Below are 12,019 nucleotides of genomic sequence, written 5' to 3' on the forward strand. Positions count from 1 at the left end.
AAAAGGAATATTGGAGTGTCCGTATTATTGTTTCACAAATCGGTACTTTAGTTGCAGAAAAAGTGGGTTCAATTCTTACGAAATTGGGTAGGAGTAACTTTATAATTGGATTTAAATACCTTGGTGAAATAATCAGGAGAAGAATAACCGACTTGATAGGCAATTTCTGCAATACTCAACTCGTCTTTCACCAACAATTCCTCAGCCTTTTTCAAGCGGAAATTTTGAATATAATCACTGATACTTTGGTCTAATAAAGCTTTGATTTTGCGATAAAGCTGTGAACGTGAAATATTTAACTCTTCGCATAAATCAGCTACTTGAAAGTCTTGTCTATGAAAATTGTCACTAACATAAGTAATAAATTTCTTCACAAATTCTTGATCAATTAAGTTAAGGTCATTATGTTGTTGAAAATCAATTAAATCCTGACTATATACCTTTTGTAGGATTTGTCGGTTATGAAGAAGATTTTTAATTTTTTCCTCTAAAAATTGTATATTGAAAGGCTTTGTTATATACGAGTCTGCTCCTGCTTTTGTTCCTTCAATTTGTTGTTCTATTGTACTGCGAGCAGTCAATAAAATAATTGGGATATGTGATGTTCTTAAATCAGATTTGAGAATTTTTGTAATCTCCAAACCATCTTGTTCTGGTAAACCTATATCACAGACAATCAAGTCAGGTATAATTTCAAAACTTCCAGACAAACCCTCTTTGCCATTTTTCGCTATAAATACTTGATAATCTAAACTTAATTTTTTGTGTAGAAATTGTAATAACTCTTCATTGTCTTCAACAATCAAGAGTTTGTATTCCGATTCCGTTTTGAAGGAAGATAAGGGTAAACTATCCCTTTCAACTGTCTCAAATTCGTATTGCTCATTGTTCAAAAATTGATTATTCTGTTTGTTAAATAACTGATCTTTTTCAAAATGAGCATTCCCCAATGGTAGTAATATAGTAAAACTTGTGCTATGTCCTTTTTCGCTTCTAACTACAATATCCCCTTTGTTTAGTTTAACAAGAGCCATAGAAAGCGAAAGTCCAAGACCAGTACCACCGTTCACATTGTTGTTCTCTGCTTGATAAAAAGGTTCAAAAATATGTTTTACTTCTTCCTCTGTCATTCCCCTACCATTATCTTCAATCTTAATTTTCACCAATTTTTCAAAAGTATCAACAGAAATAATAATTGAAATCTTGCCATTATCATGCGTAAATTTAAAGGCATTTGATAAAATGTTGAACAACACTTTGTCTATCATATCTCTATCGAACCACACCATTAAATTTTCATCCTTACAAATCATTTTGAAGTCAATCCCCCGCTTTTCTGCAATTTTATAGTAAGAATACATCATGTTTTGTACAAATTCAATCAGATTGTTTTCACCAGCTCTGACCTGCATTCGATTGCTCTCCACTTTTCTAAAATCCATCAATTGATTGACCAACCTCAACAAGCGCAAGGCATTGTCGCGAATAGGTCGAATATTTTCCTTTACAAGTTTATCAAGATTGTCAGAATGAATGATTAAGTCTTCAGTGAAAACCAAAATTAAGGTAAGTGGAGTTCTAAATTCGTGAGATATATTGGTAAAGAAATTGACTTTCGCCTGCGTTGCCTCCTCTACTTCATTTGACATTTTTATAATTTCTTCTTGCTTTTTTAACAATTCTTCCTTTTGCTCAAATACCTCCTTATTTTTCGCTCTCAAGTTTTCATTGATTTTTTGTTTGGTTTTGAGCGACCTCCAAAGTGCTATCCACAAAAGTAGGGCAATTAACAATGTAGAAATCAATATAAAAATGAAAGTTTGTTGATTGTGATAAATAACTTCTAGCGCTTCAATTAAGCTCTTTTGTTGATCTATCCGTTTTTGCAAACTAGCTACCTTTTTAAATTGAAGATTGAGAATACGGGCATTAGACGAGTCAATAACAGTAGTTTGCAGGAAGTTTTTCTTATCGAAAGGTTCATTGTTTAAAATAGACAACGCCAATCGTATAACCTCTCCTCCACCTGTAGGATACAACAAAGAAATATCCAAAATTCCTTCCTCCACCGCTTCAATACCTCTGCCAGTTCCAGGTATGCCATCTACTCCTACAAAAAAGAGGCTATCCAATCTTTCAGGCATTTCCTTGGCCACTAGCTTATAAGCTGTTTCAGAAATCAAATCGGTATGTCCAAAAATGATATTGATATCAGAATATTTCCTAAGATAATCAGGGAGTTTTTTTTCAATGTTTTCGAGGTAAAAACCCACACCAAGAATTTGTAAAAGCTCCATTTCAGGATGCATTTTCAAGGCATCTCTAAACCCATTACTTCTTTCTACTGCAGGTGAAATAGATAGAGGCAACTGTAATTCAATGATTTTTCCTTTTCGTCTAAACTGATTGGACAGGTATTGGGCAGCAGTTTTGCCGATTTGATAGTTATCAGCACCGACATAAGCAGTGTATTTTTCTGATTCGGTTTTACGATCAATCAAAATGACATGAATGCCCGATTCATAAATTTCTTCGATGATATGTGTCAAGGGTTCGCTTTCATTTGGAGCAACGATAAGTAGGTCAATATCGCTTTGCTGCAATTCCTTTATTTGTTCGATTTGTACTTGACTGTTGTTATTGGCTACTTTCATCAAAAAATTGATTTCCGGATGAAAAGCTAATTCTCTGTACATTTCTTCGTTCATCACATCTCGCCAAGGGTCAGCACAGCATTGGGAGAAACCTATAGTGAATTTCTTTTCCTGAGGTGCTTGATTGCAAGAAGAAAACAAAAATGAGATAAAAAATATAGTTAAGATTAATTGAAGCTTTTGGCTATCAGTCATTTGGTGTTATTTATTACATTCTAACATATAGACAATTTGAAAGTCACAGGACATCCTGTTTTTTGATACAATATCCATCTTTTCAAAATTACTTCATTTTATTGAAATCACTTCAAAAATTGGCAATACTTTGGTATAGAAACTATAAACGTTTTTTACAGTACAGTAATGAGAAAATTATCACCTGAAATTCATTTTATTGATGTTTTAATTTTAAAAAGACTTATTCTTTTGGAAACATACGTTTTTTTCTCTAAATTGCTAGTAGAAAAATCGCCACAACTTTTGCTAAAAAAAATATTGAAGAGATAAAGTCAAAATGATTGACAACATTTTGAGATTATTTCAGATCGGATTATTGGTTGACAACATTAAATGCTAAACTATTTTCTATTTACAGAGGGGATTATTGGTCGACAAAAATAAATGCGAACAAAACTTTTTTTTTTGACGCTTTATTTTATAACCAATAAACTGTAAATCTTATGTTTAGATTCTTACTGACGACAGTGTTGCTTGGACTGAGCATCACTATTCAGGCGCAACAAAGTACGCCTATTCTTCAACAATTCAGTCCGAAACGTTCCATCATCAAACATACCAATCCATCTAACCATCAATCTGTTAGCGGAAATGAGATTGGCATGCCCGTCAACAAACCCAGTGAAAATGGGTTGAAACCTTTTGCCCCGCTTCAAAAAGCGGCAGGCGTGCGACTCGGTGGAACGACCTACGATCTTCAAACCAATACAGGTATGTGCCGCCGAGTAGCTGTTGACGGCGACAAAGTGTATGCTACTTGGACGATGAGTCAAACTTTTGACCTCACCGCAAGTGACAGAGGCACAGGCTTTAATGAATCGTCAGACAATGGCAGTTCTTGGGCTGCCGAACCGACCGAACGACTAGAGAAAAACACCAGAGTTGGTTGGCCCAACATTGGCGTGACCGAAAGCGGACGGGTATTTGTCGTTACGCACGCTGCAATTCCCAACCAAACAGCGGGTGCTGGTGGTTTGGCGTTTACTTGGCGAGATGGCAATGGCCCGTGGAACACCAAAATCATTGAAGGAGATGTAGATGCAACTTGGGCAAGGGTCGGAAATTCGGGCAAGGACATTCACGTAATTACCTCACGTTCACAGCTAACGGGTATCAATGGTATTAATGGCGAACTGCACTACTTTCGCTCGTTTGACGAAGGTGAAACGTGGAGTCAAGTGATGACTTTTCCCGATATGGAAAACTATTTGCCACAAGAGGGTATCACTGCTGACAGCTATTTTATGGATGCTCGTGGCGATGTAGTGGCTTTTGCAGTAGGCAGATATGGCGCTCAAACGTTTTTGTATAAGTCTATGGACAAAGGCGATACTTGGAATGTGACCATTATCAACAGCACAAGTTCCCCCAATATGAGCGTGGTAAATCCCGATACAGGAGAATTTGATCCCGCTGTGGTTAGCGACGGACACATTGCTTTGTTGATTGACAACAACGACAAAGTGCATGTGTGGTACGATCGTTTGTTCAACATTGAAAGCGGTGGCGGAATCAGCTATTTGCCGAATAGCAATTGTTTGATGTATTGGAACGATGAAATGGACACCAATGAAGGGAGGATTTTGGGTAAAACTGTGCGAATGGATTACGATGGTGATTGCCAAACTGGGGTTGATTTTGTGGATGGTACGGACGGCAACGACATCAATATCGAAACCCAAAGTTATGGCAATTCTTTGGTCGGGCATCCAAGTGCGGGTATTGACGCTGAGGGCAATTTGTATTTAGCGTTTTCTTCTGTGAGGGATGGTGCAGCCGAAACACTTCGCCCAAAAGAACGCATCTATAGAGATATTTACCTCATCAAATCCACAGATGGCGGCCAAACTTGGGAGGGTCCTTTCAACGCTACAGACGACCCTGCTTCGGAAGATGTATATCCTTCAATTCAGCGAAATGTGGGCAGTCATGTTCATTTGGTTTATCAGCGAGATGCCTTCACAGGAACGGCCGTGGACAATGCGAGTTCTACCACAGGAGTTTTGGTGGGTCAAGATGATTTTGTGGTGAATGAAATCAACTACATCAAGATTGCCGTTGAAGATATTCAAACGCCCAATGATTTGAACAACACTTGCCCCAACTATTTCCCGTTTGTCAATGGCACTGTACCGAATGCCATTGAAGGTTGTACTCCTCCTATCGAAACGTTGGATACCCATGTATTTGACTTCCCTGATGGCGATTTGACACAAGATGTAGAAGTGCGTTCTACCTTCGATGTGAATGTACCTGGTGATATGGGCCTTTGGGTACTGTATGTAGCAGATTCGAATGGCAATGAGATTGAAGATACTATACTGTTGGCAAATGATGGACAGACTCAAGTTTTTGAAGATACCTTTTCACCTGCTATAATTGGTCAGCCCTACATTTTGTTGGGGGCAGAGGATTTGGAGGATGCGTTTGTGAATTTTGACCCAAATGAGGTGATTTTGTCATTGTTCCCAGCCTTTGATACGGTAGATGTAGTAGTCAATACGCCTTATTTGGAATTGGGGGTAGGTGTGTTTGACGATGGGGAATTGTTTGGTTGTCCTCCTAATAGTGGTATAAATGGTTTTGTGAATACCAGCATGGTAACAACTGAACCTTTTGAAATTATCTATTCGGCAACGGATAGAGCAGGCAATGAAACGGTATTGTCCAGATGGGTAAATGTGATTGGTGCGGATTTAACTTCTCCTACCATCTTACTCACCATAGACGACCCCTTCAATCCTACGGATGAGGATGGAGTAGTGGTGGTGACAGAGGTGCAGATTGGTGAAACATGGGTGGACCCTGGGTTTATTGCCTTTGACAATGTGGACGGTTTGATTACCGATGAAGTGGTAGTAACGGGTGAAGTCAATCTGGAAGTCATTGGCAATTATACCGTTGTTTATATGGTAACGGATAATGCTGGAAATTCAACCCAAATTACACGCATTGTCGAGGTGAGAGATACGACTGAGCCTACCGTTTCTATCATTGGACCAGTGCCTGTTGTAACTCCTTGTGGAGGTACTTACAACGAATTTGGCGCAAATGCTTTTGATGATATTGATGGTTCTTTGACCAATCAAGTTGTTACGCAAGTTTTTGATAGTGAAGGTAAAGAGCTAGTGGAGGTTTGTACCGAGCAAGCAGGTAGTTATGTTGTGCGTTATTCAGTAGCTGATGCGAGCGGCAATGTGGGCTTTGCAGAAAGGTTGGTCATCGTGCAAGGAACTTGTACGAGTGATAGCTGTGAATATGTGGGTATTGGTGACCATTTATTTGATTCGGATATCACCATCTACCCCAACCCCGCCAAAAATCAGTTCATTGTCAATTTTCAGGATTTAATCAATCTGCAAACCCAAATTGGAGTTTACAACATTGTCGGTGAATTGGTGTATGAAAGTCGGCAAACAATAGGCTCTAACCCTTTATTGCAGATAGACTTGGCAAATGTAGCCGCAGGTATTTATTTCGTAAAAATTCAAACCCCTGAAGGTTCGCTGACCAAGAAGTTGGTGATTAGGGATTAGTTAATTGGACAACAGAAGATCAAAAATCATTCACTTTACCAGTAACTGAGTAGCTACAATTATGTTAAGAAACGAAATATTTGTAGTTGCTCAGTTTTTTTTATGTTCCAAAAATCAAAATTCTTCTTTTGTAGGAAAAAATTTAAATGATGGCAATAAAAGGTAAGAAACAACCCAATCTTTCAAAACTTCGATTCCTATAATTAAAATCAACAACAGCCAAAATATGAATCGAATCCATTTTCTGCTATTTTCAATACTAATTTTCCTTCAACTCCTAATCAGTAACTGCCTTCAAGCCCAAAGTCTAAAATATTTGCAAATCAGTGGTCAAATTACTTCAAAGACAACCCAAGAACCGCTTGCCTTTGCCCACATTGGACTACAAAACAACAATATAGGAAGCGTCACCAATATTGAAGGGAACTTTGTGTTCAAAATACCAGTATCGAAACAAAACGATAGTTTACAAATATCTTATTTGGGCTATGAAAAATACAGTATGTCATTGAAGGAAGTGGATTTCAATCAATTTTTAAAGATTGAACTCACCCCTTTCGATATATCACTGGCAACTATTGAAGTGAGAGCCGATGGAGCATTGGGTATTTTGAAGGAAGCATTGAAGAAAATTCCCGAAAACTATCCAACAGAAGTGGTGATGACAGATGCATTTTATAGAGAACAATTGCTTGAAAATGAAAAATTTGTGATTCTATCTGAAGCCGTTTGTGAGGTTCGCAAATCACCCTACGGCTTCAAGTATTCCAAAAAATCAGAAGAAGACCAAGTTCGCATCCTCAAAGCCCGAAAAGGAGAAGGTTTGATTGATCCCGAAATTGCGCCTTTTGTGATTAACGGTGGGCCTACCAATGGCTTGGAATCGGATATTCTCCGCAACCCCGATGGCCCATTTGAAGCCAAAAATTTTAAATACTACGATTTTGAACTGACCAACATCACGACTTACAACGGACATGAGGTATATATCATTGATTTTGACCAAAAAGAGGAGGTCAAAAAATCGCTGTTCAGTGGAAAAATATTTATTGAAGTCGCATCTCTGGCGATTGTAACAGTAGAGGCTGGATTGAGTGAGAAAGGCTTGGAATACCACAAAATTCCTGGCTTGGCAAATCGTTTGATTCTAAAAGTCATGGGAATTCAATACACACCCATCCAAATGCGCTACAAAATTGACTACAAAAAATACGGTAATAAATGGTATCTACACTATACCAACAACCGATTTGTATTCAAACTGATACGCTCGAAAAAAGGACTTACTTCGATTATTGATGCCAACGCTGATTTTTTGGTGACAGCAGTTTTTCCCGAAAAAGCGGTGGTCAATTTCTCAGAGGAGGAAACTTTTGGCAGCAAAGATGTTTTGTCGCAAGAATTGGGTGAATATGATGCTGAATTTTGGAAGGACTACAATGTGATTCTACCTGATGAGGAATTGAAGGAAAATGTGAAAAAGTTGGATAAAAATAAGAGCAAAACAATTGATTAACAAATAATTATAGCATAATTAATCCTTAAAAATACAATTTATCCTTCTCCAATTTACAAGTCACCCATTCTTCTTCCATTTTTACCTCCAGTTTTTCGTAAAACCGAATAGCAGGTTCATTCCAATCCAAGACATGCCATCGAACTTGGTTAGCCTTTTCATCTCTCGCAAATTGAAAAACAGATTCAATCAACTGTTCCCCAATTCCAAGACGGCGATAAGCCTGACTGACCACTAAATCCTCCAAATACACCATTTTGCCCTTCCATGTAGAATAGGCAAAATAAAAGAGCGCGATTCCTGCAATCACCTTTTCGCCTGACTGGGTGATTTCTGCAACGTGTAGTTGATAGATAGGTTGTGCTATTTTAAAGTCGTTGGTGAACTGTTCAAGCGTCAAAACTACCTCTTCGGCAGCCTTTTCATATTCCGCCAATTCTTTAATCAATTGATATGCAGAAGGTAAATCTGCCAATGTTGCTTTGCGAATAAAAATATGCATATTGATTACTATAAGTTTTTAGCAGTTGATAGGGGTTTGCTTAAAATCCCTTGGTTATCTTTGTGCCAATATTAGTATTAATAATTAAAAATACAAAAATCTATGTTCTCCGAAACCCATAAAATCGTTACTTTAAACGAATTCATTATTGATAGCCAAAAAGGATTTGATTTTGCGACAGGTGAATTGTCTGGTTTATTGCACCACATTGGTTTGGCTGCAAAAATAGTCAATCGAGAGGTAAACAAGGCAGGTTTGGTTGGAATTTTGGGAGCTGCAGGAAGCAACAATGTACATGGAGAAGATGTCCAACGGTTAGACGTTTTTGCGAATATGCACTTCAAAAGTGCCTTGCGAAACAGTGAATTTTGTGCAGGATTGGCTTCAGAAGAAGACGAGGATTGTGTGATTTTTGAAGGTGAACGTGCCAGAAATGCTAAATATGTAGTGTGTATTGACCCATTGGATGGTTCGTCTAATATTGATGTAAATGTTTCTATAGGAACAATTTTTGGTATTTACCGTCGAATTTCACCTGATGGTCAGCCATGCGTTGAAGCAGATTTTTTGCAGCCAGGCAATCAGTTGGTAGCAGCGGGATACATCATTTATGGTTCTTCTACCATGTTGGTTTATACCACAGGTACACGGGTAAATGGGTTTACCTTAGACCCTTCGATTGGTGAGTTTTGTTTGTCACATCGAAATATCCAAACGCCTGTGCAAGGGACTATTTATTCTGTCAATGAAAGTTACCAATCCAACTTTTTAGATGGCATGAATAGATACTTGGATTTCTGCAAAGAAAAAGACCCTTTCACCAACCGCCCTTACAACTTGCGCTACATTGGTTCGATGGTAGCAGATGTGCACCGCAATCTTATCAAAGGAGGAATCTTTGCCTATCCGCCTACCAAAGACAATCCAGAAGGCAAATTGCGCCTGCTGTATGAATGTAACCCATTGGCATTCATCGTAGAAAAAGCGGGTGGTATGGCTACGGATGGCAAACGCCGTATTTTGGATATTCTACCAACTGAATTGCATCAGCGATTACCCATCTACTTGGGTTCTACTGCAATGGTAAGAAAAGCCATGCAGTTTGTGCAAGAATAAGAACAATGATGGAGGAGTAGAAAGTCGGGATTTTATTAAATTCACCTAAGAATCAGTATATTTGTTATTGCAAACAACATTGAACCCATAGCATCATATTGATTTTGAACAATTTAGAAAAGAAAATAACCGAAGGGCTGCAAAATTATTTGCCCAAGGCAGCCCTACCAACAATCGTCAATTGGCTGGTAAAATACAAGGTCTATCTAAAAATCACCCAAAAAAGGACTTCAAAATTAGGCGATTATCGCTCTCCCTTCAATGGTCAAGGACACCGCATTTCTATCAATCACGACCTGAATCCCTATTCTTTTTTGAATGTGATGGTGCATGAATTGGCACATTTGGTAACCTACGAAAAATACCGAAACCAAGTGAAACCACATGGTACTGAATGGAAATCAAATTACCAAGATTTGATGGCTGTTTTTCTCGGTAAACAGATTTTTCCGCCTGATTTGGAAAATGCGATTAAAGCTTATATGCAAAATCCTGCTGCTTCGAGTTGCGTAGATGCGGAATTATACAAATTTTTCAAAAAGTATGATGCTCCTACTGATGCATTGCCGCATGGCTTCAAAAAGATTTTTGTGGAAGAATTGACACAAGGAACTAAATTTGTGACAGCAACGGGACAAGTGTTTGTGAAAGGAATCAAATTGAGGAAACGATTTAAATGCCAAGAGGTTAACACAGGTAAATGGTACGCTTTCAGTCCTATTGCAGAAGTGTATTACCGCCCTATTTTGGAGGAAAAAAGAGATTTTTGAAGTACTTCCAAAAATTTCGTAAGCAATAACGAAAAAATAACTTCCTAAATTGATAAAAAGACTTTTGTAGTTTTCTGTTGATAGAAAGTTGATTTTTTTCCTTCTGATACATTTTTAAATGAAACTACAAAAGTCTAAATCGGGAACTTATTTTTTATACATTCCTAAACGTAAACCAATTCATCTAATAATGAGTAGCAAATCGAACATATTGCTTGTATTGTTGGTGTTTATCAGTCTTTTTTATACTGCTTGCAGCGATGATGCTATTATCCGCAATCAGTTGGCGGGCGGTATTTGGAATGTCCAACAGTTTGAATTGCGTGAGTTTTCCAACAATAGTTTGTTGAACGAATTGGTTGTATTCAACTACGGCGAATACACCTTTTTTGACGATGGCAGCGGCGAATTTTATGACAATTCAAATGGCTTTTTCCAAAATTTTGTGTGGAATACAGATGGTTTTGAGTTGGTGATAGTGATGAACAATCAACCTGAGGTCTATGAAATCTTGCAGAATGGTTCAGACTTTCAAGTTTGGCGTACTTATATTGATTATGGCCCTGACGATTACGATGAAATTACCCTTCAATTAACGAGGTTTTGAGGTGTTGGAGTGTTAAGGTGTTAACGTTTTGAATTTGAGTTTTTGCTTATCCAATCCCAAATATCCAATATCCATGTTCCTCTCCCGAAATGAAATAGCAGACCATCAATGGAATGACTTTGTAGCAGCATCGCCACAAGGTTGTATCTATCATTGCACATGGTATTTGGATGTTGTTTGCCCAAACTGGTCGGCAATCGTCATTGGAAACAAGCAACATTGGAACGCAGTGATGCCCCTGCCTATGTCGCAAAAAATGGGTGTGACCTATGCCCTTCAACCCCAATTTGCCCAATATTCGGGGGTGCTTTTTCGGCCGCAAGAAGGCAAACAATTGACGCAGTGGAACAACAAAAAAAGATGGTGTGAGGCGATTGTAAAGCATATTCCCACTTCTATTAAACTCTTCAAATTTACCTTTGCACCTCAATTCGACTATCCGCTTCCCTTTTATTGGAGGGACTATCAATTGGAGGTCAAATATACCTATTGGCTATCTTTGGAGGCTACGGCAAAAGAATTGGAGGAAGGTTTTGACAAATCTGTTCGGCAGGCCATTCGCAAATCTAAAGAACAAGGTTTGACACTCATAGAATCGGACAGTATTGGCGATTTACTGCAATTTTCGCTTCAACAAAAGAAGTATTTGCCTGACAATCAATATCAAAAGTTGCCTCAATTGTGGGAAGCATTGAAGCAAAGGGAAAAGGGAATGGTATTGGAAGTGCGAGATAAAGCAGGGGAATTGCAGACTGGAGGTTTGTTTTTGAAGGATACGGAGCGATGGATTACCATTTTTGGCAGCAACTCTAATCCCGAAAACAAAGAAACGGGAGCGGTTGCGTTTATGCTAAGTGAAGCCATTCAGATGGCAAAAGAGGCTGATGGCGTGGATTTTTTTGATTTTGAAGGTTCGATGATTGAAGGAGTCGAACGGTTTTTTCGCAATTTTGGAGGTAATCCTGTACCCTATCTTTTGATTTCTAAAAATACGCTTCCTAAGGCGGTGAAATGGTTGAAGAAGTAGAAAACAAATTGATTTTAAATTTTATAAGTTTTCATTTATACAATAAAGACTTTT

8 protein-coding genes are annotated in these 12,019 nt (G+C 38.2%); 6 read left to right on the forward strand and 2 right to left on the reverse strand.

Annotated elements, in window-relative coordinates; translation table 11 throughout:
* Positions 1 to 68: 68 nt before the first annotated feature.
* Entirely contained in the window at positions 69 to 2,849 is a 2,781-nt protein-coding gene (locus R3E32_06220; GenBank protein MEZ4884319.1) for a substrate-binding domain-containing protein, read from the reverse strand.
* A gap of 485 nt (positions 2,850 to 3,334) precedes the next feature.
* On the opposite strand from R3E32_06220, the gene R3E32_06225 reads away from it, so the two are divergent.
* Positions 3,335 to 6,427: a DUF5011 domain-containing protein gene (locus R3E32_06225; GenBank protein MEZ4884320.1), complete on the forward strand. Its 3,093-nt coding sequence runs from the start codon at positions 3,335 to 3,337 to the stop codon at positions 6,425 to 6,427.
* Between the two features lie 226 nt (positions 6,428 to 6,653).
* Positions 6,654 to 7,943 (forward strand): carboxypeptidase-like regulatory domain-containing protein, encoded by a 1,290-nt coding sequence (locus R3E32_06230; GenBank protein ID MEZ4884321.1) that lies wholly within the window; start codon positions 6,654 to 6,656, stop codon positions 7,941 to 7,943.
* Positions 7,944 to 7,968: 25 nt separating this feature from the next.
* Here R3E32_06230 and R3E32_06235 read toward each other — a convergent pair whose 3' ends face one another.
* Positions 7,969 to 8,445, reverse strand: coding sequence for a GNAT family N-acetyltransferase (locus tag R3E32_06235; protein ID MEZ4884322.1), 477 nt, complete (start codon positions 8,443 to 8,445; stop codon positions 7,969 to 7,971).
* 102 nt (positions 8,446 to 8,547) lie between these two features.
* On the opposite strand from R3E32_06235, the gene fbp reads away from it, so the two are divergent.
* From fbp to R3E32_06255, 4 genes are all read left to right on the forward strand, one after another.
* Positions 8,548 to 9,561, forward strand: a complete 1,014-nt coding sequence (fbp, locus tag R3E32_06240; protein MEZ4884323.1) for a class 1 fructose-bisphosphatase — start codon at positions 8,548 to 8,550, stop codon at positions 9,559 to 9,561.
* Between the two features lie 104 nt (positions 9,562 to 9,665).
* Positions 9,666 to 10,331 (forward strand): SprT-like domain-containing protein, encoded by a 666-nt coding sequence (locus tag R3E32_06245; protein ID MEZ4884324.1) that lies wholly within the window; start codon positions 9,666 to 9,668, stop codon positions 10,329 to 10,331.
* A gap of 190 nt (positions 10,332 to 10,521) precedes the next feature.
* Positions 10,522 to 10,938: a hypothetical protein gene (locus R3E32_06250; protein ID MEZ4884325.1), complete on the forward strand. Its 417-nt coding sequence runs from the start codon at positions 10,522 to 10,524 to the stop codon at positions 10,936 to 10,938.
* A 73-nt stretch (positions 10,939 to 11,011) separates the two neighbouring features.
* Positions 11,012 to 11,965: a hypothetical protein gene (locus tag R3E32_06255; protein ID MEZ4884326.1), complete on the forward strand. Its 954-nt coding sequence runs from the start codon at positions 11,012 to 11,014 to the stop codon at positions 11,963 to 11,965.
* The last annotated feature ends 54 nt before the right edge of the window (positions 11,966 to 12,019 follow it).

The sequence above is a fragment of the Chitinophagales bacterium genome (assembly GCA_041392475.1).
In the GTDB taxonomy this organism is placed as follows: domain Bacteria; phylum Bacteroidota; class Bacteroidia; order Chitinophagales; family UBA2359; genus JAUHXA01.

Coding starts and splice junctions, on each gene's coding strand:
- R3E32_06220 (MEZ4884319.1), bottom strand. CDS start 2,849: ATGACTGATAGCCAAAAGCTTCAATTAATCTTAACTATATTTTTTATC.
- R3E32_06230 (MEZ4884321.1), top strand. CDS start 6,654: ATGAATCGAATCCATTTTCTGCTATTTTCAATACTAATTTTCCTTCAA.
- R3E32_06235 (MEZ4884322.1), bottom strand. CDS start 8,445: ATGCATATTTTTATTCGCAAAGCAACATTGGCAGATTTACCTTCTGCA.
- R3E32_06255 (MEZ4884326.1), top strand. CDS start 11,012: ATGTTCCTCTCCCGAAATGAAATAGCAGACCATCAATGGAATGACTTT.
- fbp (MEZ4884323.1), top strand. CDS start 8,548: ATGTTCTCCGAAACCCATAAAATCGTTACTTTAAACGAATTCATTATT.
- R3E32_06250 (MEZ4884325.1), top strand. CDS start 10,522: ATGAGTAGCAAATCGAACATATTGCTTGTATTGTTGGTGTTTATCAGT.
- R3E32_06225 (MEZ4884320.1), top strand. CDS start 3,335: ATGTTTAGATTCTTACTGACGACAGTGTTGCTTGGACTGAGCATCACT.